Source organism: Micromonospora sp. R311 (assembly GCF_056780015.1).
In genome coordinates, this window is record NZ_JBSWCE010000015.1 from 1 (window position 1) to 25,877 (window position 25,877).

Annotated in this window: 23 protein-coding genes; 18 read left to right on the forward strand and 5 right to left on the reverse strand. The window is 73.0% G+C overall.

Annotated elements, in window-relative coordinates; genetic code table 11:
- Positions 1–626 precede the first annotated feature (626 nt).
- The 8 genes from AC1WTP_RS14580 to AC1WTP_RS14615 all read left to right on the forward strand — a co-directional run bounded on the left by AC1WTP_RS14580 (position 627) and on the right by AC1WTP_RS14615 (position 9,432).
- A complete protein-coding gene (locus AC1WTP_RS14580; protein WP_481649788.1) occupies positions 627–1,754 on the forward strand; it encodes a hypothetical protein in 1,128 nt (375 codons plus the stop codon).
- 418 nt (positions 1,755–2,172) lie between these two features.
- Entirely contained in the window at positions 2,173–3,018 is an 846-nt protein-coding gene (gene rpsB, locus AC1WTP_RS14585; RefSeq protein WP_481649789.1) for a 30S ribosomal protein S2, read from the forward strand.
- A 137-nt stretch (positions 3,019–3,155) separates the two neighbouring features.
- Positions 3,156–4,010 carry a translation elongation factor Ts gene (gene tsf, locus AC1WTP_RS14590; protein WP_481649790.1) on the forward strand — a complete coding sequence of 285 codons (855 nt, stop codon included), beginning with the start codon at positions 3,156–3,158 and terminating at the stop codon, positions 4,008–4,010.
- Positions 4,011–4,172: 162 nt separating this feature from the next.
- Complete coding sequence (pyrH, locus tag AC1WTP_RS14595; RefSeq protein WP_481649791.1) at positions 4,173–4,940, forward strand: UMP kinase; 768 nt, start codon at positions 4,173–4,175, stop codon at positions 4,938–4,940.
- Positions 4,941–5,018: 78 nt separating this feature from the next.
- Positions 5,019–5,576 (forward strand): ribosome recycling factor, encoded by a 558-nt coding sequence (frr, locus tag AC1WTP_RS14600; RefSeq protein ID WP_167187970.1) that lies wholly within the window; start codon positions 5,019–5,021, stop codon positions 5,574–5,576.
- 301 nt (positions 5,577–5,877) lie between these two features.
- Positions 5,878–7,086, forward strand: a complete 1,209-nt coding sequence (locus AC1WTP_RS14605) for a phosphatidate cytidylyltransferase (RefSeq protein WP_481649914.1) — start codon at positions 5,878–5,880, stop codon at positions 7,084–7,086.
- Between the two features lie 104 nt (positions 7,087–7,190).
- Positions 7,191–8,342, forward strand: a complete 1,152-nt coding sequence (rlmN, locus tag AC1WTP_RS14610) for a dual-specificity RNA methyltransferase RlmN (RefSeq protein ID WP_481649792.1) — start codon at positions 7,191–7,193, stop codon at positions 8,340–8,342.
- Between the two features lie 31 nt (positions 8,343–8,373).
- Complete coding sequence (locus AC1WTP_RS14615; protein WP_481649793.1) at positions 8,374–9,432, forward strand: DivIVA domain-containing protein; 1,059 nt, start codon at positions 8,374–8,376, stop codon at positions 9,430–9,432.
- A gap of 86 nt (positions 9,433–9,518) precedes the next feature.
- Here AC1WTP_RS14615 and AC1WTP_RS14620 read toward each other — a convergent pair whose 3' ends face one another.
- Positions 9,519–9,740, reverse strand: coding sequence for a DUF2631 domain-containing protein (locus tag AC1WTP_RS14620; protein WP_481649794.1), 222 nt, complete (start codon positions 9,738–9,740; stop codon positions 9,519–9,521).
- A 295-nt stretch (positions 9,741–10,035) separates the two neighbouring features.
- On the opposite strand from AC1WTP_RS14620, the gene AC1WTP_RS14625 reads away from it, so the two are divergent.
- Both AC1WTP_RS14625 and AC1WTP_RS14630 read left to right on the forward strand, forming a co-directional pair.
- A complete protein-coding gene (locus AC1WTP_RS14625) occupies positions 10,036–11,616 on the forward strand; it encodes a Rieske 2Fe-2S domain-containing protein (protein WP_481649795.1) in 1,581 nt (526 codons plus the stop codon).
- 195 nt (positions 11,617–11,811) lie between these two features.
- Positions 11,812–12,432: a TMEM175 family protein gene (locus AC1WTP_RS14630; protein ID WP_481649915.1), complete on the forward strand. Its 621-nt coding sequence runs from the start codon at positions 11,812–11,814 to the stop codon at positions 12,430–12,432.
- A gap of 30 nt (positions 12,433–12,462) precedes the next feature.
- On the opposite strand, the gene AC1WTP_RS14635 is transcribed toward AC1WTP_RS14630, so the two are convergent.
- Both AC1WTP_RS14635 and AC1WTP_RS14640 read right to left on the reverse strand, forming a co-directional pair.
- Positions 12,463–14,058 carry a phytoene desaturase family protein gene (locus tag AC1WTP_RS14635; protein ID WP_481649796.1) on the reverse strand — a complete coding sequence of 532 codons (1,596 nt, stop codon included), beginning with the start codon at positions 14,056–14,058 and terminating at the stop codon, positions 12,463–12,465.
- 93 nt (positions 14,059–14,151) lie between these two features.
- Positions 14,152–14,871 carry a TetR/AcrR family transcriptional regulator gene (locus AC1WTP_RS14640; protein WP_481649797.1) on the reverse strand — a complete coding sequence of 240 codons (720 nt, stop codon included), beginning with the start codon at positions 14,869–14,871 and terminating at the stop codon, positions 14,152–14,154.
- Between the two features lie 102 nt (positions 14,872–14,973).
- Between AC1WTP_RS14640 and AC1WTP_RS14645 the strand changes: the two genes are divergently transcribed.
- Together AC1WTP_RS14645 and AC1WTP_RS14650 are read left to right on the forward strand one after the other, a co-directional pair.
- Positions 14,974–17,133: an MMPL family transporter gene (locus tag AC1WTP_RS14645; protein ID WP_481649798.1), complete on the forward strand. Its 2,160-nt coding sequence runs from the start codon at positions 14,974–14,976 to the stop codon at positions 17,131–17,133.
- A gap of 67 nt (positions 17,134–17,200) precedes the next feature.
- On the forward strand, positions 17,201–18,367 hold the full coding sequence (locus AC1WTP_RS14650; RefSeq protein ID WP_481649799.1) for an alkaline phosphatase PhoX: 1,167 nt from the start codon (positions 17,201–17,203) through the stop codon (positions 18,365–18,367).
- Positions 18,368–18,433: 66 nt separating this feature from the next.
- On the opposite strand, the gene AC1WTP_RS14655 is transcribed toward AC1WTP_RS14650, so the two are convergent.
- The gene (locus AC1WTP_RS14655; protein ID WP_481649800.1) at positions 18,434–19,282 is read right to left on the reverse strand and encodes a YhjD/YihY/BrkB family envelope integrity protein; all 849 of its coding nucleotides are present in this window, start codon (positions 19,280–19,282) and stop codon (positions 18,434–18,436) included.
- 51 nt (positions 19,283–19,333) lie between these two features.
- Here AC1WTP_RS14655 and AC1WTP_RS14660 point away from each other — a divergent pair, with 51 nt between their 5' ends.
- The 6 genes from AC1WTP_RS14660 to ispG all read left to right on the forward strand — a co-directional run bounded on the left by AC1WTP_RS14660 (position 19,334) and on the right by ispG (position 25,058).
- Positions 19,334–19,879 carry a GNAT family N-acetyltransferase gene (locus tag AC1WTP_RS14660; RefSeq protein WP_481649801.1) on the forward strand — a complete coding sequence of 182 codons (546 nt, stop codon included), beginning with the start codon at positions 19,334–19,336 and terminating at the stop codon, positions 19,877–19,879.
- 73 nt (positions 19,880–19,952) lie between these two features.
- Entirely contained in the window at positions 19,953–20,444 is a 492-nt protein-coding gene (locus AC1WTP_RS14665; protein WP_481649802.1) for a YcxB family protein, read from the forward strand.
- Between the two features lie 379 nt (positions 20,445–20,823).
- On the forward strand, positions 20,824–21,264 hold the full coding sequence (locus tag AC1WTP_RS14670) for an LppU/SCO3897 family protein (RefSeq protein ID WP_481649803.1): 441 nt from the start codon (positions 20,824–20,826) through the stop codon (positions 21,262–21,264).
- 150 nt (positions 21,265–21,414) lie between these two features.
- Positions 21,415–22,626, forward strand: a complete 1,212-nt coding sequence (gene dxr, locus AC1WTP_RS14675; protein WP_481649804.1) for a 1-deoxy-D-xylulose-5-phosphate reductoisomerase — start codon at positions 21,415–21,417, stop codon at positions 22,624–22,626.
- Entirely contained in the window at positions 22,626–23,876 is a 1,251-nt protein-coding gene (locus AC1WTP_RS14680; protein ID WP_481649805.1) for a M50 family metallopeptidase, read from the forward strand. Before dxr ends, AC1WTP_RS14680 begins: the two co-directional genes overlap by 1 nt.
- A 9-nt stretch (positions 23,877–23,885) precedes the next feature.
- A complete protein-coding gene (gene ispG, locus AC1WTP_RS14685; protein ID WP_481649806.1) occupies positions 23,886–25,058 on the forward strand; it encodes a flavodoxin-dependent (E)-4-hydroxy-3-methylbut-2-enyl-diphosphate synthase in 1,173 nt (390 codons plus the stop codon).
- 151 nt (positions 25,059–25,209) lie between these two features.
- Here the strand turns inward: ispG and AC1WTP_RS14690 are convergent, their stop codons facing one another.
- Positions 25,210–25,812 (reverse strand): PadR family transcriptional regulator, encoded by a 603-nt coding sequence (locus AC1WTP_RS14690; RefSeq protein WP_481649807.1) that lies wholly within the window; start codon positions 25,810–25,812, stop codon positions 25,210–25,212.
- Positions 25,813–25,877: the final 65 nt, after the last annotated feature.

Consider the following 25,877-nt stretch of genomic DNA (forward strand, 5'->3'; position numbering starts at 1 on the left):
CGACCGACGCACCTACCAAGCAACCATCACCATCAACCTCTTGACCACACCGATCAGCCCATAACTTCACGGCGTTGTGCTAAGGGCCCCGGCTGGGCGTGGCCGTCCGACCACTTGGACGTGGGCGTGGCGCGCCCGGCCGGTGCCCACGCGTCCCGATCGAAGATCACGCAGTTAGCCGGGAAGCGCGACCACGGTCCTACTCGTGCCGCCACGCCCGGCCCGCCCCACCGCTCGGGGTCACCGCCGGCATCGGGCGGCCAGCCTCACCGCCGCGCCATCCACGAGGCACGCCAGCGCGGCCGTCAGCGCCGCCGTGGCGGTGAGCTCCGCTTGGTCGGCGGATCGCCGTACGGTCCGTGGCCTTCTCCGCCACCCGGCTTGCGGAGGTCTTGGCTCTGGCCCGTGATCGTCTGCTGCTGGACAGGGCGGAGAGGCTTACCGTCGCCTACTGAGCATCAGACGATCTTGGTGAGCGCTCACCCGCCTGCCTCGATCTCCGGCGCCGTGGACGGTGGCGGGCCGGCGGGGGTTCCCGGCCACCGGCCCGGCGGCGGCTGGCCGAGCCCAACCGGGCGGAGGGCCTGGCCGGGGGCGAATGGCGTCCGCGCGACCGGTCGCATACGGTGCCGGACGTGGACGGACGACGGAGTTCTGCCGAAGATCAGGAGCCCCGCTGGTATCCCGGTGAACGCGAGCGCGGCTACGGCGAAGCGGACTGGCGTGGGGCGGCCGAGCCCCGGTACCGGGACGACGAGTTCCGACCGCCGGAGCAGCGCGGCACCGACCCCACCCGCTACGCCGAGTCCGCCGCCCGCCTCGGCGACCCCGGCCGCTTCGGCGCCGACCCCGAAACCGGTCGCTTCGCTGCGGAGCCGGACTCCGGTCGCTTCGCTGTGGAGCCGGACTCCGGTCGCTTCGCCGCGGTCGACCACGGTCGGGGGCGCTTCGGCGCGGGCGACACCGACGGCGGCCGGTTCGGTGCGGGCGTGGTGGATGAGTCGGGGCGGTTCGCCGCGGTCGACCCGATCGAGGACGCACGGGCCGAGACCGACGGATACCGGCCGGCGCGCTCACGCCGGGCGGAACCGGACCCGGTGGAGACCTCTGGTGAGCTGCCCGGCGACCGTGCGGGGCGACGGGCCGCCCGGGAGCCGCGGGACGTCGCGAGGCCCGCCGCCGAGGCGCTGACCGGCGCCCCCGCCGATCCGACGCGGCCCGCGCCGCTGGCCGGGTACCCGATCCTGGAGCCCGCCCGGACGGAGCCGGCGCGCCCGGTGGAGGCACCCGGACGGACGGCCGAGCCGGCGCCCCCGGTGCAGACGGCCACCCCGGCCGCGGAACCGCCGCACCCGCTGGAGATGCCGACCGGCCCGATGCCGCCGGTCGGTCCGCGCGGCGAGCCGCCGGTGTACCCGCCGGTGCCCGGTCCGGGCGTGCCGGTCGGCGACGGCGTCTACCGGACCCGGCGGCCCGCGCTGGCCGCGCTCTTCGCGGTGCTGGTGGCGGTCTTCGAGATCCCCGCCCTGCGGGTGCTGCTCACCGGCGTGACGGGCGACCCGGTGTCGGCCGCCGACGTGGTCGTCGGCACCTTCCTGGTCTGCGGCCTGCCGATCTTCGCCGTCGGCCTGTACGGGCTGCGGACCGGCGGCTTGTCGCTGGCGGACGGGGGCCGGGGCTGGCTGCGCCCGCCGACGGCCTACCTGACCGTCGGCCTGGTGCTCTTCGTCGCCGCCGCGCTCGCCGCCAACTGACAGCAGGCCTCACCGTCAACCGACAGCCGCCCTCGCCGCCAACTCACAGCCGGCTGCCAGCGGCGCTCACGACCGGCTGACCGGAGCCCGGGCCGCCGGGCGGCACCGGTCGCGCCGGCGCCGCTCGCCCCGGGCGGCACCCGCCGCGCCGGGCGTCCGGCCTCGCGGCGGAGATCGACACCGTGGGCGACGGCGGTGCCGCGCGCACCCGGGGGTCGACGGACGGGGGAGGGGCGTACACTGGTCGACTGGCGACCGCCTCGCGCGGTCGACCTCGCGCGCCCTCTCCACGAGCCGTCGTGGGGCGACGGCCTCCCTGGTCCCGATCTTGGTCGGGCCCGCCATGGCCGGCGACCGGGCGCCAGGACGCCCGGCCGCCGGCCGGGCGGGACAACCAGGGACCAAGGAGTACCCCACCATGGCCGTCGTGACCATGCGTCAGCTGCTGGAGAGCGGTGTCCACTTCGGGCACCAGACCCGGCGCTGGAACCCGAAGATGAAGCGCTTCATCTTCACCGAGCGCAACGGTATCTACATCATCGACCTGCGCCAGACGCTCGACTACATCGAGAAGGCGTACGACTTCGTGCGCGGCACCGTCGCCGAGGGCGGCAGCATCCTCTTCGTCGGCACCAAGAAGCAGGCCCAGGAGGCGATCGCCGAGCAGGCGACCCGGGTCGGCCAGCCGTACGTCAACCACCGCTGGCTCGGTGGCATGCTGACCAACTTCCAGACCGTGTACAAGCGGCTGCAGCGGATGAAGGAGCTGGAGGCCCTGGGTGACCTGAGCGGCACCGCCGCCGGTTACACCAAGAAGGAGACCCTGCAGCTCTCCCGCGAGAAGGAGAAGCTGACCCGCACCCTCGGTGGTCTGCGGGACATGCAGAAGCTCCCGGCCGCGATCTGGGTGGTCGACACCAAGAAGGAGCACATCGCCGTCGACGAGGCCCGCAAGCTGGGCATCCCGGTGATCGCCGTGCTCGACACCAACTGCGACCCGGACGAGGTCGACTTCCCGATCCCGGGCAACGACGACGCGATCCGCTCGGCCGAGCTGCTGACCAAGGTCGTCGCCGCCGCCGTCGCCGACGGCCTGATCGCCCGTTCCGGCCGCCGCCGGGGCACCGACGAGAAGCCGGAGCCGGGCGTGGCCTCCGACGAGCCGCTGGCCGAGTGGGAGCGCGAGCTGCTCGAGGAGCCGAAGAAGGCCGAGGAGCAGCCGGAGCAGCCCGCCGGGGAGCCGGCCACCGCTGCCGCGGAGTGAGGCGCACCGTCGCTGCCCCGCCGTCCGTTTCGACGTATGGCGGGGCAGCGGCGGGCCCGCCGGGCACATCCGGCCCGGATCCGGGTAACCGGCACCTCTGACCATCCACACGCCGTCTCAACACCGAAGAGAGAGCCATGTCCCAATTCACCGCCGCGGACGTCAAGAAGCTCCGCGACCTCACCGGCGCCGGCATGATGGACAGCAAGAAGGCGCTGACCGAGGCCGAGGGCGACTTCGACAAGGCCATCGAGATCCTGCGCGTCAAGGGCGCCAAGGACGTCGGCAAGCGGGCCGGTCGCACGGCCGCCAACGGTCTGATCGCGCACTCCGGCAAGGCGCTGCTCGAGCTCAACTGCGAGACCGACTTCGTCGCCAAGACCGACGCCTTCATCGCGCTGGCCCAGCAGCTGGTCGAGCACGGTGAGCGCACCGGCGTCAGCAACGCCGAGGAGCTGCTGGCGAGCGAGCTGGACGGCAAGAGCGTCGCCGACCTGATCCAGGAGCAGTCCGCCAAGATCGGCGAGAAGCTGGTGCTCAACCGGTTCGCCAAGGTCGAGGGCACCACCGCCGTCTACCTGCACCGCAAGAGCCAGGACCTGCCGCCGGCCGTCGGCGTGCTGGTCGAGTACACCACCGCCGCGGCGAGCGCCGGCCGGTCGACCCCGGACGACGAGGCGTCGGACTCGGACGCCCGCGCGGTCGCCATGCAGATCGCGGCGATGCGGCCGAAGTACCTCACCCGCGACGAGGTGCCGGCCGAGGTCGTCGAGTCCGAGCGGCGCATCGCCGAGCAGACCGCCCGCGAGGAGAACAAGCCCGAGGCGGCGCTGCCGAAGATCGTCGAGGGCCGGGTGAACGCCTTCTTCAAGGACTACGTCCTGATCGAGCAGGCGTCGGTCGCCGACAACAAGAAGACGGTGAAGCAGATGCTGGCCGAGGCCGGTATCGAGGTCACCCGCTTCGTGCGGTTCGAGGTCGGCCAGGCCTGAGCCGCCTGATCGGGCGCGACGCGCGCCCGTGGGCAGGAACGTCGACGAGGAGGCCGCCGGTGTACGTGACAGGCACCGCGGCCTCCTCGTCACATAGGGTCGGCAGCGGCAGTTTCGCGGTATGCGGCGCACGGGGCGCGCGCGTGGGAAAGGGCGGGGCGGATGACGCAGATTGTGAGTGACCGGACGCTGGCGGCGGACGACCCGACGGCGCCGCCCCCCGGCCGTGCCCGGCGGGTGGTGCTGAAGCTGTCCGGCGAGGTGTTCGGCGGCGGCGCCGTCGGTGTGGACCCGGACGTCGTGCAGGCCGTCGCCCGGCAGATCGCCACCGTGGCCCGCCGCGGTGTGCAGGTCGCCGTGGTGGTCGGCGGCGGCAACTTCTTCCGCGGCGCCGAGTTGCAGAAGCGCGGCATGGACCGGGCCCGGGCCGACTACATGGGCATGCTCGGCACGGTGATGAACTGTCTCGCGCTGCAGGACTTCCTGGAGAAGGAGGGCATCGAGACCCGCGTGCAGAGCGCGATCACGATGGCCCAGGTCGCCGAGCCGTACATCCCGCTGCGCGCCATCCGGCACCTGGAGAAGGGCCGCGTGGTGATCTTCGGCGCGGGCGCCGGGATGCCCTACTTCTCCACCGACACGGTGGCCGCGCAGCGCGCGCTGGAGATCCGTGCCGACGTGGTGCTGATGAGCAAGAACGGCGTGGACGGGGTCTACACCGCCGACCCGCGGATCGACCCGACCGCCAGCAAGTTCGACTCGATCACCTTCTCCGAGGTGCTGCAGCGCAACCTCCGGGTCGCCGACGCCGCCGCGTTCAGCCTCTGCATGGAGAACGGCCTGCCGATGTTGGTCTTCGGCGCGCAGGGCGACGACACCATCATCCGTGCCGTGGCGGGCGAGAAGATCGGCACCCTGATCACCGCCTGAGCGGGCTCCGCGGCCCACCGACGGTCCTCCGACACACAGCACAGCCCACGACGAGCACAGAAGGAGGCGAGGAGACCGGTGATCGACGACACCCTCCTCGAGGCCGAGGAGAAGATGGAGCGTGCGGTCGAGCACGCCAAGGAGGAGTTCGGGGCCATCCGCACGGGCCGCGCCACTCCGGCCATGTTCTCCAAGGTCATCATCGACTACTACGGAACGCCGACGCCGCTGACCCAGATGGCGTCCGTGGCCATCCCCGAGCCGCGGATGGCCATCATCAAGCCGTACGACAACTCGCAGATCAACGCCATGGAGAAGGCGATCCGCGACTCCGACCTCGGGGTGAACCCGAACAACGAGGGCAACCAGCTGCGCATCCTGCTCCCCCAGATGACCGAGGAGCGCCGCCGCGACATGATCAAGGTGGCCCGGCACAAGGGTGAGGAGGCCAAGGTGGCGATCCGCAACATCCGCCGCCGCGGCAAGGAGGAACTCGACCGGCTCGTCAAGGACGGCGAGGTCGGCGAGGACGAGGGTCGCCGGGCCGAGAAGGAGCTGGACGACCTGACCCAGCGCTACGTGGCGGGAGTCGACGAGCTGGTCAAGCACAAGGAGACCGAGCTGCTCGAGGTCTGAGCCGTACGTCGTCACGCGAGGCCCGCCCCCGGCCCGGGGAGCGGGCCTCGTGCCGATCCGACCGCCGGCGCGGACGGGTGTGAACGCGCCCGCTCCCGGGCCGGACCGCAGGCGGGTCATCGTCCGCCGTGCCGGGGTGACCGGTGCAGTAGGCTCGGCAGGATTCCCGGCCACCTCGCGGTGAACGACGGGGATCGACCGGTCGTCGGGCCGGTCAACCGGAGGAACAGTCGCGCCTGTAGGGGATGGTTGTGCTCTTGCGTCATGTGGTGGATCTCGAGCCGGCTCCGCTCGGTGCGTGATGTCCCACCTCGACCCCTACGGAAGTGAGCCGCGCGGCTGGGACCGGCCGGACCGGCCGACCGCCCTGCCCTGGCCGGAGCCGGACATCGAACCCGGCCCCTGGGCCCGCCGCCCCGCCCCGGACCGGTACGCCGAGCCGCGCGGGCTGAACCGCCCGCCCGCCGACCCGTACCGCGGCGTCGACGGGTACCCCGGCCAGCCGTACGACGAGCGGCCGGCGGGGACGAACGGTCACCGCGACCACGACGACTACCCGACCGCCCAGCTGGAGCCGGTCCGCGCGGACCGCGACCCGGCACCCGGACCCGAGCCGGCGGCGGAGCCGCCGCGGGGCCGGCGGCAGCCGGGACGGCGCCGGGCCAGCGCCAGCCGACCGCCGTCCCAGCCGAGCCGGGCCGGGCGCAACCTGCCGGCCGCCATCGCGGTCGGCCTCGGCCTCGGCGTCGGCGCCATCGTGCTGCCGCTCTTCCTCTTCCGGCCCGCCTTCCTGGTGGTGGTCGCGGCCGCGGTCGGCATCGGCGTGTGGGAGATGGCCCGGGCGGTACGCCGCAGCGGGGCCCGCCCGCCGCTGGTGCCGCTGATCGCCGGCGGGGTGCTCACCGTCGGGCTGGCCTGGTTCGCCGGCCCCGACGCGCTCAGCCTCGGCCTGCTGGTCACCGTGCTCGGCACGATGGTCTGGCGGTTGGGCGACGGTCCCGGCGGCTACCAGCGTGACCTCACCGCGGCCACCCTGATCGCGGTCTACGTGCCGTTTCTCGGCGGGTTCGCCGCGCTGCTGGCGGCGGTGCCGGACGACGGGCACCTGCGGGTGCTGGCCACCCTGGTCGCGGTGGTGCTCTCCGACACCGGCGGGTACGCGGCCGGGGTCGCCTTCGGCAAGCACCCGATGGCGCCCACGATCAGCCCGAAGAAGTCCTGGGAGGGCTTCGCCGGATCGGTCAGCGCGGCGGCTCTCGGCAGCGCCCTGCTGCTCTGGCTGCTCTTCGAGGTCGCCCCGTGGTGGGGCGCGCTCTTCGGCCTGGCGGTCTCGGTCGCGGCGGTTCTCGGCGACCTCGCCGAATCCATGATCAAGCGGGATCTGGGCATCAAGGACATGAGCAACCTGCTGCCCGGCCACGGTGGGTTGATGGACCGGCTCGACTCGATCCTGTTCGCCCTGCCGACCGCGTACCTGCTGCTGGCGGTCTTCGCGCCGATGGTGGGCTGAGGCATGGATCACGTCCGGGTGCCGGGGTCCTCCGCGAGGCCAGGGTCGATTCGGCACCTCCGGACAGGTGCGTCCGCCTTTCGGCGTGACAGACTGGACGCGCCATGACGAGCCTGCCCCTGATCCCCGTGGACCCCGACGCACCCGGCGCGCGCCGGGCGGCCATGCCACCCCGCCACCTCGCCGACCTCGACCTCGCCGGCCGCCGCGCGCTGGTCACCGAGCTGGGGGAGCCGGCGTTCCGCGCCAAGCAGGTCTCCACCCACTACTTCGGCCGGCTGGTCCGCGACCCGGCGCAGATGACCGACCTGCCGGCCGCCACCCGGGACCGGCTGGCCGACCGGCTGCTGCCCCGGCTGCTCACCCCGGTCCGCGAGCTGGCCTGCGACGACGGCGCGACCCGCAAGGCGCTCTGGCGGCTGCACGACGGCTCGCTGGTGGAGAGCGTGCTGATGGGCTACCCGGACCGGGTCACCGTCTGCATCTCCAGCCAGGCCGGCTGCGGCATGGCCTGCCCGTTCTGCGCCACCGGCCAGGCCGGGCTGACCCGCAACCTCTCCACGGCCGAGATCGTCGACCAGGCGGTCTACCTGGCCGGGGTGGCCGCCTCCGGGGCGGTGGCCGGGTCGCCGCCGCGGCTGTCGCACGTGGTCTTCATGGGCATGGGCGAGCCGCTGGCCAACTACAACCGGGTGGTCGCGGCGATCCGCCGGCTGATCGCCCCGGCGCCCGAGGGGCTCGGGCTGTCCCAGCGGCACATCACCGTTTCCACGGTCGGGCTGGTTCCGGCCATCCGCCGACTGGCCAGCGAAGACCTCTCAGTGACCCTTGCGCTGTCGTTGCACGCCCCCGATGATGATCTGCGCGACGAACTCGTGCCGGTAAACCAGCGCTGGAAGGTAGCCGAGGTGCTGGACGCAGCGTGGGACTACGCCGCCCGAACGGGGCGTCGCGTGTCGATCGAGTACGCGATGATCAAGAACGTGAACGACCAGCCGTGGCGAGCGGACCTGCTCGGCCGGCTGCTGGCCGGCAAGCTGGCCCACGTGAACCTGATCCCGCTCAACCCGACTCCGGGCAGCCGCTGGGACGCCAGCCCGAAGCCGGTCGAGCGGGAGTTCGTCCGGCGGTTGCGCGACGCCGGGGTGTCCACCACGGTGCGGGACACCCGGGGGCGCGAGATCGACGGAGCGTGTGGGCAGCTGGCCGCCGCCGAGGACAGGGACACCGACCGGACCACGGAGACGACGGCGTGACCGGCCGTAGCGAACGAGACCAGGAGACATAGTGGCGAGTCAGGGTCAGCGTTTCCGGCGCAAGGCGCTCCGCCGGGGATACAAGGTCGACGAGGTGGACGCCTTCCTCGACCGGGTCGAGGCGACACTCGACGGTCAGCCGGTCGGCGCCCCGGTGGCCTCCCAGGAGGTCCACGACGTCGTCTTCCGGGTCCGGTTCAACGGCTATGACGAGTGGCAGGTCGACCTGCACCTGGACCGGGTGGAGCGGCAGCTCGCCGAGCTGGAGGAGCGCGCTGGCGCGGGTCGCGGTGGCGACCCCCGGATGGGCGACCGGCTCGGCCCGCCCGACCGGATGAGCCCGCCGATGCGTGACGACCGCGGCCTGTCCCCGGTCCCGCAGCCGCTGCCGCCCCGGCCGATGCCGGCGCAGGCCGGTCCGCCGCCGACCGACCGCTACGGCCGCTACGACGAGCCGACCGGCGCCTTCACCGGTGGCTACGACGCCCCGCGCGGGGGCTACGACGCACCGCGCGGCCCCGCCGGTCCCGGCCCGAACCCACCGATGGGCCCGGGCCCGATGGGGCACGGTGGCCCGCCGCCGCGCGGGCTGCCCGCCGGCCCCGGCGGTGGCTACGGCCCGGACGAGCAGCGCTTCGACGGCTTCGAGGCCGGCCGGCGGGGGCGGACCGACATGACCGCCGAGATCCGGATGCCGGAGCGGGAGCGGGACATGCGGGGCCGCGGCCCGGCCGGTCCGCCGCCGATGCCGCAGCAGCAGGGCTTCGGTGGCCCGCCGATGGCCGGCCCGCCGGCCGGTGGCCCGCCGATGGGTGGTCCGCCGATGGCCGGTCCGCCCGGCAGCGACCTCTACCGGGTCGACCAGATCCGCCGCAGCTTCCAGGTGCGCCGGTTCGGCAGCGGCTACGACCCGGACCAGGTCGACCGGTTCTTCGAGAGCCTGCTCGGCGGGATGGCCGGGCGCAACCCGATGCCGGTGAACCCGAAGGACCTCGACACGCTGCGCTTCGGCCTGGTGCAGGGCGGCTACTTCGAGGCCGAGGTGGACGCCGCGCTCAAGGACGTGCAGGACATCCTCTTCGGCCGCTGAGCACACGACGACGAAGGGCCCGCTCCCCGGTGTGGGGGCGGGCCCTCGTGCGTGTCGCGGGCGGTGCGCGCCGGCGGCGGGGTCGGTCAGGAGCGCAGGCCGTTGCGCCGCAGCACCACGTCGCCGATGACGATGAGCAGCAGCAGCGCGGCCAGGCCGATCAGCCAGATGTCCTCGACCCTGCCCTCGTGGTTGCCGCAGATCATCGCCAGCAGCGCCAGCGCGGTCAGCACCGCGCCGATCCGCCCGGACTTGCGGTGCCCGGGCTTGTGCTGGTCTGGCGACGTTACCGGCTCGCTTCCTGCCACTGTCGGTCCTTCCCTCGCGATCGGATCTCTGGTTAGTCTGGCACGCCCCGTGCCGGGCCCGGCGCAGGGTCCGACCGGATGGGAGTCAGCGCCTGCCCGGCACCGACGATCGCGACCTGCCCCAGCGGGCCGACGAGGCGTGGTACGAGCTGGGGTGGGAGGCGCTTGGGTCCGGGCCGAAGGGCCCGGTCAGGCCCGGGCGGAACGGCACTACCGGCGTCGCGGACCGGGGGCCACAGTCACTCCGGTAGCGTTTGGCGTACACCTTGATGGTCTGTTTGAGGGGGAAACTGCGGTGCGAGTGACCGGTACGGGGCACGCGAGCATGCGGATCGACACGGCCGCGGGCAGCATCCTGTGCGACCCGTGGGTCAATCCGGCCTACTTCGCCTCCTGGTTTCCATTCCCGGACAATTCCCAGCTCGACTGGGAGACCCTCGGCCAGGTCGACTACCTCTACGTCTCCCACCTGCACCGGGACCACTTCGACGCGAAGCACCTGCGGGACTTCGTGTCGAAGGACGCGACCGTGCTGCTCCCCGAGTTCCCCACCTCGGAGATGGAGGACGAGTTCCGGGAGCTGGGCTTCACCAAGTTCCTCAAGGCGCCGAACGAGCAGGTCGTGGAGCTGCCCGGCGGCTTGAAGATCATGATCCAGGCGCTCACCAGCCCGACCGACGGCCCGATCGGCGACTCCTCGCTCTGGGTCGAGTACGACGGGGTCCGGCTGCTGAACCAGAACGACGCCCGCCCCACCGACCTGAGCGTCTTCGCCGAACTGGGCCACGTGCACGCGCACCTGCTCCAGTTCTCCGGGGCGATCTGGTACCCGATGGTCTACGAGTTGCCGCAGGCCGCGAAGACCGCGTTCGGCAAGCAGAAGCGGGACCGGCAGTTCGACCGCACCTGGCGTTACATCGACGACCTGAAGGCCTCGCACGTCTTCCCGATCGCCGGCCCGCCGTGCTTCCTCGACGACGAGCTGTGGCAGTTCAACGACATCTTCGGCGACGAGGGCAACATCTTCCCCGACCAGTCGGTCTTCCTGAGCGAGTACGCCAAGGTCGGCGGCACCAACGGCGTGGTGCTGCTGCCCGGCAGCGTCGCCGAGATCACCACCGAGAGCTGCGAGACCACCCACCCGGTGCCGGTCGAGGAGTTCTTCGCGAACAAGGTCGCCCACCTGGAGGAGATGCGCGAGCGCAAGCGCCCGATCATCGAGGCCGAGAAGGCGTCCTGGCGGCACCCGGAGATCGACGTCCTCAAGGAGATGAAGCGGCGGGTCGAGCCGCTGCTGGACGAGTCGATCTACCTGGCCAAGGGGGTCGGCGGCCCGGTCCGGTTCGACCTGGTCGGCTACGACGGGGAGAGCGTCGAATCGATCGTGGTGGACTTCCCCGGCAAGCAGGTCCGGCCGTACGCGGACGAGAAGGTGCGGTACCGGTTCCGCACCGAGCGGGCGCTGATCGAGCAGCTGCTGCACAGCGGCGAGGTGGACTGGGTCAACTCGCTCTTCCTCTCCTGCCGGTTCTCCGCGGCCCGGATCGGCCAGTACAACGAGTTCGTCTACGCGTTCTTCAAGTGCCTCTCCGAGGAGCGCCTCCAGTACGCCGAGGGCTGGTACGACGAGCACGAGCGGGCCGTCGACGCCGAGGACATCACCCTCGGCGACTGGGTGGTGCAGCGGCGCTGCCCGCACCTGAAGGCGGACCTGAGCCGGTTCGGCATCATCGAGGGCGACCAGCTCACCTGCCAGCTGCACGGCTGGCGGTTCGATCTGGCCAGCGGCCGTTGCCTGACCAGCGTCGGCCACAAGGTCCGGGCGCGCCGGGTCGACGCCGAAGCTCCCGCCCCGGCCGGCGAAGCGCTCAGCTGACGCTCTCCTGCCGCAAACCCCACCCGCCCCGCCCCGACTCCGCGACCATGCAGTGGTGGTGCCGCCCTGACCGCCCCGAACCGGGGCAGGACGGGCACCACCACCTGGTGATCGGCGGGAGAGGGTGGGTGGGGTGGCGTGACGGACGCCGAGGAAGCCGAGGAGTCGGGGTACCGGTACGCCCGTGACCGGGAGATGGCCCGGGACGCGTCCCGGGTGGAGGCGTTCAGCGACGCCGTCATCGCGATCGTGTTGACGCTGATGGCGGTCGAGCTGCTCCAGTTCGGCCCGGCGCGGGCGGAGGGGAAGGGGCTGGCGGCCGCGCTCGCCCACTCGTGGCCGGCCTACCTGGCGTACGTGATCACGTTCGCGATCGTCGGTCAGGTCTGGCTGACCCACCACAACATGTGGCGGTACGTCGTCCGGGTCGACCAGATGCTGCTGGTGCTCAACCTGCTCCTGCTGCTCTTCGTCGCGGCGATCCCGTTCACCGCCGACCTGCTCGCCGACAACCTGCGCGGTACGGTGACCGACCAGCGGCTGACCGCGGCGCTCTATGTCGGCACCGTGCTGGGCGAGGCGCTCTTCTTCAACCTGAGCTGGTGGTGGGCCCGTCGCCGCCGGCTGTTGCACCCCGACATGGATCCCCGGCTGGCCCGGGCGGTCGCGCTGCGCTTCCTGCTCGGCCCGGTGCTCTACCTGGTCGCGTTCGCCTTCGTCTTCGTCGACCCGGTCCTGAGCCTGTGCCTCTACCTCCTGCTGGTCGGCGTCTACCTCGTCCGCGGCCCCGGCGACCTCCCCTCCTCCGCCCGCTGACCCACCCCCACCGGGGCGGGGGAGCGGGGGTCAGGGGGTTAGGTCGGCGAGGATGCGGTGCGCGGCGTTGTGGCCGGCGGCGCCGATGACGCTGCCGGCCGGGTGGCAGCCGGCGCTGCCGGCGTACACGCCGTCGACGCCGGTGGCGTAGGGCATCCGGTCGGTGAACGACACGGTGTTGTCGACGTGGTGGATGTGCCCGCCGGTGATGCCGAAGTGCGCCTCGATGCCGGGCGGGGTCAGCGGCACCGCGTCGGCGATCAGGTCGCCGGTGCCGGGGGCGTACCGCTCGCAGATCGCGATCAGCTGCTCGACGTACCCGGGCAGCGCCTCGTCCCAGGTGGTGCCGGCCAGCTCGTAGGGGACCGACTGGACGAAGAGCGCCGAGGAGTGGTGGCCCCGGCCGTCCGAGAGCGACGGGTCGACGGTGGTGTGCAGGTACCACTCGATGGTCGGCTCCGCCGGCAGCCGGCCCGCCTGGACGTCCGCCCACATCGCGCGCAGCGCCGCCATCGGCGCCTCCCCGCCGCCGCCGAGCAGCGAGGCCGAACCGGGCAGCAGGTGGATGGTCGAGCCGAACGGGCTCGGCGCGTCCGCGGGCAGGCAGGAGAAGCGCGGCAGGCCGGTCAGCGCCAGGTTGAGCTTGAGCGTGGTGCCGGGGCGGCGGACCGCCGCCATCCGCTCGGCCAGCGGCGCCGGGAGCGCGCCGTCGGGCAGCAGCTCCATCAGCCGGTACGGGTCGCACGCGCCGAGCACCACCCGGGCGCCCACCTCCCGCCCGTCGGCGAGGACCACCCCGCTGGCCGCGCCGCCGTCCAGGGTGATCGCGCCGACCCCGGCACCGGTCACGATCCGCGCCCCGGCGGCCCGGGCGGCCTCGGCGAAGGTCCGCGACACGGTGCCCATCCCGCCCTCGGCGATCATCCAGGTGCCGTCCGAGCCGGGCAGCCGGCACATGTTGTGCACCAGGAAGTTGTGCCCGGTGCCCGGGTCGTCCGGCCCGGCGTTCAACCCGGACAGCCCGTCGGTGACCGCGTACATCGAGACGAGCAGCTCGGAGCGGAAGTCGAAGCGGGCCAGGTAGTCGGCGACCGAGCCGCGGACCAGGTCGACGAAGACCTGCCGCAGCGGCGGGCGGACGTACCGCTCGGCGGTCTCCTCGACCGGCAGCGGCTCGGCCAGCCAGGCCGGCGCCAGGTCGGCGCGCAGCGCGGCCAGCTCGGCCTGGAGGGCGTCGTCGGCGGCCACGTCGGCGGGGGAGAAGAACTCGGCGAGCTGGGCCCGGGTGGCCGCCGTGTCGCTGCCGAACAGCAGGTAGGGCGAGCCCTCCGGGCCCGGGGTGGGTAGGAAGTAGTGCGGGTCGCGGCGCAGCACCGGGATGCGCACGTCCAGCGTGGCGAGCAGCTCCGGCGGCATCAGCCCGAGCAGGTAGGAGCCGGTGGAGTGGCGCAGCCCGGGCACCTTCGGGAAGGGGCTCTCCGTCCGGGTGGCGCCGCCGATCACCTCGGCCGCCTCCAGCACCAGCACGTCGAGACCGGCGCGGGCCAGCAGGATCGCGGACACCAGACCGTTGTGCCCGGACCCGACGATCACCACGTCGGCCCGGGTCGGCAGCTCGTCACTCATGCCGGGGGAGCCTAGTGCCCGCCGGGCCCGCCGGGCAGCCCTTCGCCTCGGCCGCCTCCGCCGGCCCGGCGCGCCGCCCCGCCCGGGTCGGGCCTACCCGGGCGCCGGGCCCGGCCGCGCGCCGCCCAACTGGGCGGTGAACGTCGCCAGCTCCAGCTCGAACAGCGCCCCGGGTTCGGTGACCGCCCAGCTCAGCTGCTGGAAGACCTCCGCCGCGACCAGCCCGTAGAGCCGGGTCCAGCCGCTCAGGAAGGTGTACGTGACCTCGATCGGGATTTCGCCGTGGCTGAGCCGCAGCGGCTCCAGCCGGTCGCCGAGGCGTTCGCGGAGCAGCTCGGCCGGCGGGGTGGGGAACGGCGACCGGTGCCAGAGGTCGATCATCGGCGCGAGGAAGACCGCCCCGAACCGGGCGCCGGGGTGGTCGGGGTCGACGCAGTCGTCGGTGAAGGCGGCCAGTCCGGGGGTGGGCGCGCCGAAGATCAGCCCGAACTCGGCGGGGTGCGCCACCGACCAGGCCCGGAACGCCCGGCACATGGCCAGCAGCTGGTCGACCGGCTCGGCCCCGGTGGCGTCGCGGGCCGCCTCCAGGCGTAGCCGCAGCTCGTCGTAGAGGTCCCCGGCGAGCGCCGCGACCAGCGCCTCCAGGCTGGGGAAGTAGCGGTAGATGGCCGGCGCCGTCATGCCCATGTCCCGGGCGATGGCCCGCAACGAGATCGCCTCGGTCCCACCGCTCACCAGCAGCCGTCGCGCCCCGTCCTTGATCTCGGCGAGGGTGGCCGTACGCAGGCGTTCCCGTCGGGTCGGTGCGGTCATCCGGCTGACTCCCTTGACCAAAGCGAACGCCGTTGCCATAGTTAACGGCGTTCACTCAAATGAGCGATGGTCACAGTTTAGCCGTCGCCGGAGGGGGAGGCCATGTTCGCGTGGTGGGGTCGAGCGGTGGTGCGGCTGCGCTGGGTCGTGCTCGCCGCCGCCGTGCTGCTGGTCGCGGTCGGCTCGACCTGGGGGGCCGGGGTCTTCGGGCAGCTCACCGGGGGCGGGTACGACGATCCGGCCAGCGAGTCCAGCCGGGCCCACGAGCGGATCACCGACGAGCTGGGGCCGCAGGGGGCGGACGTGATCCTGCTCTGGTCCAGCGACTCGGTGACCGCCGACCAGCCGGCCTTCCGTGACCCGGTCGCCGCGACCGTCGCCCGGCTGCGCGGGCACCCGGCGGTCGCCAGCGTCACCACCTGGTACGACACCCGGGCCCCCGCGCTGCTCGCCACCGACCGGCGGGCCACCTACGCGCTGGTCCAGCTCCGGGCCGTCGACGAGGACGGCAAGATCGCGGCGTACGAGGAGCTGCGGCCGGCGCTGGAGACGCCGGGCGTAGGGACCGGGACGGGCGGCAACGTGCCGTTCCTGCACGAGGCGAACCGGCAGACCACCGAGGACATCACCCGGGCGGAGCTGCTCGCCATGCCGGTGCTGCTGGTGCTGCTCGTGCTCATCTTCGGCGGCCTGGTCGCCGCGGCCACCCCGCTGCTGATCGGCGGGCTGGCCATCCTCGGCGGGTTCGTCGCGGTCCGGCTGGTCAACCTGTTCACCGACGTCTCGATCTTCGCGATCAACATCATCACGCTGATCGGCCTGGGCATGGGCGTCGACTACGCGCTCTTCGTGGTCAGCCGGTTCCGCGAGGAGCTGGCCGCCGGCCACGACACCGCCACCGCGATCCGGCGCACCATGGCCACCGCCGGCCGTACCGTGCTGGTCTCCGGGCTCACCATCGCGCTCGCCATGGCCAGTCTGCTGATCTTCCCGCAGGCGTTCCTGCGCTCGATGGGGCTCGGCGGGATGGCCGCGGTGCTGGTCGCCATGCTCGCCGCGCTGACCGTGCTGCCGGCCCTGCTCGCGGTGCTCGGGCCGCGGATCGACGCGCTGCGCGTACCGCTGCCGTGGCGGCGGGGTGGGCGGCCGGCGGCGGGCGGCGGCGCCTGGGCCCGGATCGCGCGCAGCGTGATGCGCCGGCCGGTGCGCTACCTGGTCGGGGTCGTGGTGCTGCTCGGCGTGCTGGCCGTGCCGTCGGTGCGGATGGAGTTCGGCGGCTTCGACGAGCGGGTGCTGCCCGCGGACGCCGCGCCGCGGGCGGTCTCCGAGCGGATCGCCGCGGAGTTCCCGGGCGGCACGGTCGCGCCGATCGACGTGCTGGTCTCCGGCGCGCCGGCCGAGGCGGTGCGTCCCTTCGCCGACCGGGTGGCGCGGCTGCCCGGGGTGAACGGGGTGCGGGTGGCCGCGAACCGGGGCGACGCGACGCTGCTGACGGTGAGCTACCCGGGCGAGCCGACCGGCGACGTCGCCCAGGAGCTGGTCCGGAAGCTGCGCGAGCTGCCCGCGCCGGACGGGGCCGAGGTGCTGGTCGGCGGCCGCCCTGGGGCCGACCGGGGCCTGCTGGACAGCCTCGCCGACCGCCTGCCGTGGATGGCGCTGCTGATGGCCGCGGCCACCCTGCTGCTGCTCTTCCTCGCCTTCGGCTCGGTGGTGCTGCCGGTCAAGGCGGTCCTGATGAACCTGGTCTCGATCGGGGCGTCGTTCGGCGTGGTGGTCTGGATCTTCCAGGACGGCCACTTCGCCGACCTGCTCGGCTTCACCCCGACCGGGTTCATCGAGCCGAGCAACCCGATCCTCATGCTCGCGGTCCTCTTCGGCCTGGCCACCGACTACGAGGTGTTTCTGCTCTCCCGGGTCCGCGAGGCGTGGGACCGGAGCGGGGACAACACCGCCTCGGTGGCCGCCGGGTTGCAGCACACCGGCCGGATCATCACCGCGGCCGCGCTGCTGCTGATCATCGTGGTGGCCGGCTTCGCCACCGGCGGCATGGCGTACATCAAGCTGATCGGGGTCGGCATGATCGTGGCGATCGTGGTCGACGCCACGCTGGTGCGGGCGCTGCTGGTGCCGGCGACCATGCGGCTGCTCGGGCGGTGGAACTGGTGGGCACCCGGCCCGCTCGGCCGGGTCTACCGCCGGTACGGCCTCCGGGAGGGCGCCGAGCCGGAGCCGGCGGACCGTCACCCCGCGTTCACCGGGTAGAGACTTCCATCGATGCTCTGTCGGCTCTAGCGTCGACGGGGCATCGACCATCTCCGGGAGGTCTCCGATGGACCGTCGTACCGTCCTGCGCGCCACCGTCGCCGGCGGCGCCGCCGCCTTCTCCGGCAGCCTCTGGGCCGGCGCCGCGCTGGCCGCCCCCGCCCAGCCCGGCCCCGGCCCGTACGGGGAACTGCTCGCCGCCGACGGCAACGGCATCCAGTTGCCCGCCGGCTTCACCAGCCGGGTCATCGCCCGCTCCGGGCAGCGGGTCGCCGGCACCTCGTACCTCTGGCACTGGGCGCCCGACGGTGGCGCCTGCTTCCCGGCCGGCACCGGCTGGATCTACGTCTCCAACTCGGAGGTCCCGCTGGTCGGCGGGGCGTCGGCGGTGCGCTTCGCCGGTGACGGTTCGATCGCGGCGGCGTACCGCATCCTCGGTGGCACCAACGTCAACTGCGCCGGCGGCGCCACCCCGTGGGGCACCTGGCTCTCCTGCGAGGAGGTGCCGCTCGGCCGGGTCTTCGAGACCTGGCCGGACGGCGGCCGGGCCGCCGAGGAGCGCACCCGGATGGGCCGGTTCACCCACGAGGCGGCGGCCTGCGACCCGGACCGCCGGGTGGTCTACCTGACCGAGGACGAGGGCGACGGCTGCTTCTACCGCTTCGTCCCGGACACCTGGGGCGACCTGCGCACCGGCCGGTTGCAGGTGCTCTGCGCGCCCGCCGACGCCACCGCCGGCCCGGTGACCTGGCGGGACGTGCCGGACCGGGACGGCTTCCCGGTCCCGACCCGCTGGCAGGTCGGCGCGGCGAAGCACTTCGACGGCGGCGAGGGCTGCTGGTACGCCGACGGGACCTGTTGGTTCACCACCAAGGGCGACAACCGGGTCTGGGCGTACGACGCGGTCGGCCAGCGCCTCGACCTGGCGTACGACGATTCGCTGGTGCCGGCCGGCGCGGCGCCCCTGACCGGGGTGGACAACATCACCGGCAGCGCCGGCGGGGATCTCTACGTGGCCGAGGACGGCGGCAACATGGAGATCAACATGATCACCCCGGCCGGCGTGGTCACCCCGTTCCTGCGGCTGCACGGCCACCCGGAGTCGGAGCTCACCGGCCCCGCCTTCTCGCCCGACGGCTCCCGCCTCTACTTCTCGTCCCAGCGCGGCACCACCGGCGACCGCACCGGCTCCGCCGGCGTCACCTACGAGATCACCGGCCCGTTCCGCCCCTAGCCCGTTGGGGCGGCAGCGTTGATCATGAGGTTGGCGGCGCGGCGAGCGTCTCCCGACGCCGCAACCTCATGATCGACGCGTTCCGTGCGCGGCGCGGCGGGCACGCCAGTGGGCGAGGGCGAGGGTGGCGGAGTAGCCGGCCAGCACGATGACGTGGAAGAGGTAGAGCCAGAGCAGCACCGCGACGCCGGCGCCGATCTCGTCGAAGCCGCCGAACGGCGCACCCAGGTCGATCGGGAGCGACGCGAAGAGCACGAACCCGTGCAGGAAACCGGAGAGGTTCGCCGCGGTGAACGAGCCGACGCCCAGCGCGGAGAGCCAGTCCGGTGACGCCGGCCCGACCACCCGGAACACCCAGAGCAGCACCGGGGTGAGCACCAGCCAGACACCCAGGAAGGACAGCACCACCCCGAGCGCGCCGAGCCAGCCGCCCTGGCGGACCAGCCCGGTGGTGGTCGGCAGCGCCAGCAGGATCGACAGCAGCAGGGCCGGGGCCGGGGCGAGCAGCGGCAGCAGCAGCAGCCGGCCCCGCCAGCCGACCAGCGACTCGTCGTTGTCCGGGGTGGCCACCGAGACGAACGCCCGGCGCAGCCCCTCGCCGTAGAGCGACGCCGGCAGCAGCGAGGCCAGCGCCAGCCACGGCGTCAGTTCCACCCCGGCGTCGACCAGGGCGGCCACCGCGTGCGGCGCGCCGATCTCGGTCGGCAGCGCCCGCACGGCGTACGAGGTCAGCCGGCGGACCCGCTCGGCGCCCGCCACCAGCGCGGTCAACCAGATCGCCAGCAGGGCGACGGGGAGCACGGCGATCGCCCCGTAGAAGGTGATGGCGGCGGCGTGCAGGGAGAGGTCCCGGCCGCGCAGCGGACGGAACGCCGCAGCCGTGATCCGCTTCGCCCGCCGCCAGCCGCGCCCCATCGTGGTCCCATTCCCCCTCGCGACGGCCGGCACTCATTAAGATCGCCGCCCATGACCGTTCTCACCACGGAGCGCCTGATCCTGCGGGACTGGACCGAGGACCCGGCGGACCTGGACCGGATCTGGGACATCTACTCCCGCCCGGAGATCACCCGCTGGCTGGCCGCGTCCGGGCTGCCGCTGACCGACCCGGCGCAGGCCGCCGACCGGCTGCGGATCTGGCGTGAGCGGCACGCCGACCACGGTGGTCGGTACGGCACCTGGGCGATCGAGGTGCGCGACACCGGCTCGGTCGCCGGCACGCTGATCCTCAAGCCGCTGCCCGGCGCGGACGGGGTGACCCCCACCGGCGACATCGAGGTGGGTTGGCACCTGCACCCCGACTCCTGGGGGCGCGGGTACGCCACCGAGGCCGCCCGGGCGGTGCTGGCCCGCGAGTTCGCCGCCGGCAGCCGGCAGGTGTACGCCGTGGTCGCGCCCGGCAACGACCCGTCGATGGCGGTGTGCCGCCGGCTCGGCATGACCCACCTCGGCCGCCGCACCGACTGGTACGGCGGCGAGCTGCTGGAGACCTTCGTGCTGACCGCCCCGGTCTGAGGACCGGCTCGCAGGATCACCCGACCCGCCGGGGGGCAGCGCCTGGGCGGGGACGGCCGTATCGTCTTCGGCCGTGATGATCAGTTTCGAGACGCAGCCGGACCGACGCCTGCTGACGCACGCGCTGCGCCGCACGCTGCGCCGGGGCCTGTTCCCGTTCACGCTCTGCGGTTTCGTCCTGCTCCTGCCGGCGGCGGTCGCCGCGCTCGACGACGAGCCGGTGGTGGCGGTGGGTTTGCTGGTGGGGGCGGTCGTCCTCTGGCTCCTGCCGCCGCTGGTGGTGCGCAGTGCGGTCCAGGCGAGTTGGAAGACCTACGGCATCCCGATCGCTTGGCGCTTCACCGACGAGGGAGTGCGGATGGATTCGGCGCTGATGGAGAGCCTGCTCCGCTGGGAGGCGCTGGAATCGGTCGAACCGATCGCCGGCCAGTTGCTCCTCAAGATCAACCGTCAGCAGGTCGTCCCGGTCCCCATCGCTGGGCTGGCCCCGCCCGACCGCGACACGCTCGCCGACTTCCTGCGTGGCCGAGGCCTGCTGTCCGCCGGCACCGGGCTCACTGCCTGACGGTTTCGGCCTGACCCGGCCGGCCCGGGTGCGGTGCTGACTGTGGGTCCGTGGACCGCGTCGCCGTGGACACGGGGCACCGCCCCACGACCCGCACCTCAAGGCCGGCGGGCGACTCCGACAGTTCCTGCCCTCCGTCGCGTCCGCGGAGGTCAGACATCCGACAATTGATGTGACGGGCGGTGGGAAATGGGGAACCGCCGCCCCGCCGCGTGCCGCCTGACCTGCGTGAACAGCTGCCGTGCAGTGATCGTCGTCCCTTGCGCGGGCCGGCTCGCAGACGGTTCGCGGTGCCGCGGCCCCCTCGCCGTATGCCAGTGTTGATGCCTGATCAACCTCAGCGTCGTGATGAAACCGGCCGGGCGTCGGAGGAAACGTGATGGAAGACGAGAACAGGCCGAGCCGTGGCCGCCGGCTGTGGTCCCTCTTCGCTTGGCTCGGTGCGGCCGGCGCCGTTGCCGGCATCCTCAGTCTGGTGGTCCAGCTGATCGACCGCGACGGGCCCGTCACGTCACCGACGACGCAGGTGAGCGGCGCGGCCGGCGTGCCCACCGCCACAGCCAACGGTGACGAGCAGTTCGTGCAGGCAGGGCAGTGCGTACGCAACGTCGGCAGCGCGGAGAGTCCGGTTTTCGAGATCGCCGACTGCGGCCCCGGGACCCAGCGGGTCGTGGCCCGGGTCGAGCGGGCGATCACCGACGAGGCGCAGGCCAGGGCGGTGTGCGAGCGGGAGGCCGCCGACTTCACCGAGTTCCACTACTCGAACTGGGAGAAGCGCTCCGACTACGTCGACGTGGTGTTCTGCCTCGGCCCCGCCTGACCTGCCCGGCCAGGCGGCCGTCGCTGACGGGATCCGCGTCGCCGGACCCGGCCGAGCTGCTGGGCGAGGAGGCGTCGGCGCAGGAGCAGGCCACCGGGGAAGGCTGAGGCTCCCGCCGGGGGCGCAGTGGGGCTGGGGAAGAATGGCCCCGTGACCTCCCCCCGAGAACTGGTCCTGCTCGGCTCCACCGGCTCGATCGGTACCCAGGCCATCGACATCGTGCGGCGCAACCCGGACCGGTTCCGGGTGGTCGCGCTCGGCGCCGGCGGCGGCAACGTCGACCTGCTCGCCGCCCAGGCGCTGGAGCTGGGTGTCGACGCGGTCGGGGTGGCGAAGGCGTCCGCGGCGCAGGACCTCCAGCTCGCCTTCTACGCCGAGGCGAGCCGCCGGGGCTGGGCCACCGGCGACTTCAAGCTTCCGAAGATCGTCGCCGGGCCGGACGCGATGACCGAGCTGGCGCAGTGCCCCTGCGACATCGTGCTCAACGGCGTGGTCGGTTCGCTGGGGCTGGCGCCGACGCTGGCCGCGCTGCGCGCCGGGCGTACCCTCGCGCTGGCCAACAAGGAGTCGCTGGTGGCCGGCGGCTCCCTGGTCAGGGCGGCGGTGACCCGGCCGGAGCAGATCGTCCCGGTGGACTCCGAGCACTCGGCGCTGGCCCAGTGCCTGCGCGGCGGGAGCCGGGGCGAGGTGCGCCGGCTGATCGTCACCGCCAGCGGCGGCCCGTTCCGGGGGAAGCGGCGCGACGAGCTGACCGAGGTCACACCGGAGCAGGCGCTGGCCCACCCGACCTGGAACATGGGCCCGGTCGTCACGATCAACTCCGCGACCATGGTGAACAAGGCGCTGGAGGTGATCGAGGCGCACGAGCTGTTCGACGTGCCGTACGCCGACATCACCGTGATGGTGCACCCGCAGTCGGTGATCCACTCGATGGTCGAGTTCGTGGACGGGTCCACCCTCGCCCAGGCCAGCCCGCCGGACATGCGGCTGCCGATCGCGCTGGGTATCGGCTGGCCGGACCGGGTGCCCGACTCCGCCGCCGCGGTCGACTGGACGGCCAGCCACACCTGGGAGTTCGCCCCGCTGGACGACGCGGCGTTCCCGGCGGTCGCGCTGGCCAAGGCCGCCGGCCAGGCCGGGCGCTGCCGCCCGGCGATCTACAACGCGGCGAACGAGGAGTGCGTGGCCGCGTTCGTGGCCGGCCGGCTGCCGTTCCTCGGCATCGTCGACACCCTCGAGCGGGTGCTCGAGGAGGCTCCCGACTTCGCCGAACCAGGTACCGTCGAGGACGTGCTCGCCGCCGAGTCGTGGGCGCGCGCGCACGCGCAGGAGATCATCGAGGGATCGGTGGAAGGAGCTTGATGGCAAACGTGCTCGGGGTGGCGCTCTTTGCCGTGTTCATCCTCGTCTCGGTGAGCCTGCACGAAGCGGGGCACATGCTGACCGCCAAGAGGTTCGGCATGAAGGTCACCCGCTACTTCGTCGGCTTCGGCCCGACCCTCTGGTCCTTCAAGCGGGGTGAGACGGAGTACGGGCTGAAGGGCATCCCGCTCGGCGGCTTCTGCAAGATCGTGGGCATGACGCCGCAGGACGACGACGTGGACCCGGCGGACGAGCCGCGAGCCATGTGGCGGTACCCGGTCTGGAAGCGGACGATCGTGATGTCCGCGGGCTCCGTCGTTCACTTCGCCCTGGCCCTGGGCGCGCTCTGGATCATGTCGGTCTCCGTCGGCCTGCCCAACCCCGACTTCCCGAGCACCGAGGCCGAGGTTCGCAAGGAACCGGCCGTCATTCGGCTCTCCGACTGCGTGGTGCCGGAGAATGCGCTGCGCGCCTGCACCGCCGCCGACGCGGCCAGCCCGGCCGCCCAGGCGCAGCTGCGCGACGGCGACCGGATCACCGCGGTCAACGGCGCGCCGATCAACAACTACGGCGACCTGCTCACCACCCTGCGCACCCTCAGGCCGGGCGAGACGGCGAAGATCGCGTACGTCCGGGACGGCCAGCCGGGAGGCACGGAGGCGGTGCTGGCGAAGACCCAGCGCCCGCCGCTGGACGACCCGAAGGGCGCCGTCGCCGACGTGGCCGCGCTCGGCGTCGGCCTCATCCCCAGCACCCCGACCCGAGTGTCGTACGGGCCGGTCGGCGCGGTCGGCGCCACCGCCGACTTCACCGGCGACATGGCGGTGCAGACGGCGCACGCCATGCAGCGCATCCCGCAGAAGGTCCCCGCCCTGTGGACCGCGATCACCGGCGGGGAGCGGGACATGGACACCCCGATCAGCGTGGTCGGCGCCAGCCGGCTCGGCGGCGAGTTCGTGGCGAACGACGCCTGGTACGGGTTCTTCATGCTGTTCGTGTCGTTGAACTTCTTCATCGGTGTGTTCAACCTGCTGCCGCTGCTGCCGCTGGACGGCGGGCACATCGCCATCGCCTGGTTCGAGCGGGCCCGCTCCTGGGTGTACGCCCGGATCGGCCGGCCCGACCCGGGCCGGGTCGACTATTTCAAGCTCATGCCCTTCACGTACGCGGTGATCCTGATCGGTGGCGCGTTCACGCTGCTGACCATCACGGCGGACGTCGTCAACCCGATCACGCTCTTCTCAAGGTGAGTGCCTGAAGTGACCGCTGTCAGTCTCGGTATCCCCGCCGTACCGCCCCCGCCGCTCGCGCCGCGCCGGGCCAGCCGCCAGATCATGGTCGGCTCGGTGCCGGTCGGCGGTGGCGCGCCGGTCTCCGTGCAGTCGATGACCACCACCCTCACCGCCGACGTCAACGCCACGCTCCAGCAGATCGCCGAGCTGACCGCGTCCGGCTGCCAGATCGTCCGGGTCGCCGTGCCCAGCCAGGACGACGTCGAGGCGCTGCCGGCGATCGCGAAGAAGTCGCAGATCCCGGTCATCGCCGACATCCACTTCCAGCCGAAGTACGTCTTCGCCGCGATCGACGCCGGCTGCGCCGCGGTGCGGGTGAACCCGGGCAACATCCGGCAGTTCGACGACAAGGTCAAGGAGATCGCCAGGGCAGCCGGCGACGCCGGGGTGCCGATCCGGATCGGCGTGAACGCCGGCTCGCTGGACAAGCGGCTGCTCGCCAAGTACGGCAAGGCCACCGCCGAGGCGCTGGTCGAGTCGGCGCTCTGGGAGTGCTCGCTCTTCGAGGAGCACGGCTTCCGGGACATCAAGATCTCGGTGAAGCACAACGACCCGGTGGTGATGATCCGGGCGTACCGGCTGCTCGCCGAGAAGTGCGACTACCCGCTGCACCTGGGTGTCACCGAGGCCGGCCCGGCCTTCCAGGGCACCATCAAGTCGGCGGTCGCCTTCGGGGCGCTGCTGGCCGAGGGGATCGGCGACACCATCCGGGTCTCGCTCTCCGCCCCGCCGGTCGAGGAGATCAAGGTCGGCGCGGCGATCCTGGAGTCGCTGGGCCTGCGCGAGCGCGGCCTGGAGATCGTCTCCTGCCCGTCCTGCGGCCGGGCCCAGGTGGACGTCTACAAGCTCGCCGAGGAGGTCACCGCCGGCCTGGAGGGGCTGCCGGTGCCGCTGCGGGTGGCCGTGATGGGCTGCGTGGTGAACGGCCCCGGCGAGGCCCGCGAGGCCGACCTCGGCGTCGCCTCCGGCAACGGCAAGGGTCAGATCTTCGTCAAGGGGCAGGTGGTCAAGACCGTGCCCGAGGCGCAGATCGTGGAGACGCTGATCGAAGAGGCGCTGCGCATCGCCGAGGAGATGGGCGCCGAGCTGCCCGAGGAGCTGCGCGGCATGGTCCCCGGCCCCACCGTCACGGTGCACTGACCGGTCCGGCGCCCGCCGGACCCCCGAACCCGACGGAAAGAGTGGTCATCCCCCGTGGATGACCACTCTTTCCGCGTCCCGGCGGCCCGGTCCCGGTGCCCAGGGCGGGCGACCGGTCGGCGGCGCGATCCGCCTGCTGCCCGGGGGCAGGTCACGCCGATTCGGCGAGGATGGCGTACAGCTTGCGCCGGGTCTCGTCGAGCACCTGCGCCGCCCGCTCCCGCTGGTCGTCGGTGCCGGTCATCATCACCTGGCGCAGGGCGTGCATCGCCTGCGCGCCGGCGTCCCGGATGTCGTGCCAGCTGTCGACGGTGCCCTGGGCGAACTCCGCCCACGGCGGGGTCTGCGCCGCCTCGGTCGCCTCCGCCCGGCCGGCGTCGGTCAGCGCGAACCGCTTCCGCCCACCGCCGGTCTCGTCGGTGGCGGCCACGATCATGCCCTCGTCCTCCAGCAGTTGGAGGGTCGGGTAGACCGAGCCCGGGCTCGGCCGCCACGCGCCGCCGGTGCGGGAGTCGATCTCCTGGATCATCTCGTAGCCGTGCATCGGCCGCTCGACGAGCAGCGCCAGGACGGCGTGACGGACGTTGGGCCGGCGTCCCCGGCCCCGACCGCGGCCACCCCAACCGCCGCCCCGGCCCCCGCCGTGGCCGGGCGGGAAGCCGCCCCAACCGCCGTGGCCGGGCGGGCCGGGCGGGAATCCGAAGCCGCGCATCCGCGCCCCGTGCAGCTCGTGCAGCCTGCGGTGAAGTCCCATCCTCACCACTCTCCCTCGTAACTGTCGCTGATGCATCAACGATATATCGACAATGTGTCGACGAC

What these genes read in the sequence shown, in the direction of transcription:
- AC1WTP_RS14660 (WP_481649801.1), top strand. Translation starts at nt 19,334, where the DNA reads ATGACCGTTCTCACCACGGAGCGCCTGATCCTGCGGGACTGGACCGAG.
- tsf (WP_481649790.1), top strand. Translation starts at nt 3,156, where the DNA reads ATGTCCCAATTCACCGCCGCGGACGTCAAGAAGCTCCGCGACCTCACC.
- rpsB (WP_481649789.1), top strand. Translation starts at nt 2,173, where the DNA reads ATGGCCGTCGTGACCATGCGTCAGCTGCTGGAGAGCGGTGTCCACTTC.
- AC1WTP_RS14650 (WP_481649799.1), top strand. Translation starts at nt 17,201, where the DNA reads ATGGACCGTCGTACCGTCCTGCGCGCCACCGTCGCCGGCGGCGCCGCC.
- AC1WTP_RS14645 (WP_481649798.1), top strand. Translation starts at nt 14,974, where the DNA reads ATGTTCGCGTGGTGGGGTCGAGCGGTGGTGCGGCTGCGCTGGGTCGTG.
- AC1WTP_RS14605 (WP_481649914.1), top strand. Translation starts at nt 5,878, where the DNA reads ATGTCCCACCTCGACCCCTACGGAAGTGAGCCGCGCGGCTGGGACCGG.
- AC1WTP_RS14690 (WP_481649807.1), bottom strand. Translation starts at nt 25,812, where the DNA reads ATGGGACTTCACCGCAGGCTGCACGAGCTGCACGGGGCGCGGATGCGC.
- AC1WTP_RS14635 (WP_481649796.1), bottom strand. Translation starts at nt 14,058, where the DNA reads ATGAGTGACGAGCTGCCGACCCGGGCCGACGTGGTGATCGTCGGGTCC.
- AC1WTP_RS14655 (WP_481649800.1), bottom strand. Translation starts at nt 19,282, where the DNA reads ATGGGGCGCGGCTGGCGGCGGGCGAAGCGGATCACGGCTGCGGCGTTC.
- AC1WTP_RS14630 (WP_481649915.1), top strand. Translation starts at nt 11,812, where the DNA reads ATGGCCCGGGACGCGTCCCGGGTGGAGGCGTTCAGCGACGCCGTCATC.
- AC1WTP_RS14640 (WP_481649797.1), bottom strand. Translation starts at nt 14,871, where the DNA reads ATGACCGCACCGACCCGACGGGAACGCCTGCGTACGGCCACCCTCGCC.
- AC1WTP_RS14670 (WP_481649803.1), top strand. Translation starts at nt 20,824, where the DNA reads ATGGAAGACGAGAACAGGCCGAGCCGTGGCCGCCGGCTGTGGTCCCTC.
- rlmN (WP_481649792.1), top strand. Translation starts at nt 7,191, where the DNA reads ATGACGAGCCTGCCCCTGATCCCCGTGGACCCCGACGCACCCGGCGCG.
- AC1WTP_RS14680 (WP_481649805.1), top strand. Translation starts at nt 22,626, where the DNA reads ATGGCAAACGTGCTCGGGGTGGCGCTCTTTGCCGTGTTCATCCTCGTC.
- pyrH (WP_481649791.1), top strand. Translation starts at nt 4,173, where the DNA reads ATGACGCAGATTGTGAGTGACCGGACGCTGGCGGCGGACGACCCGACG.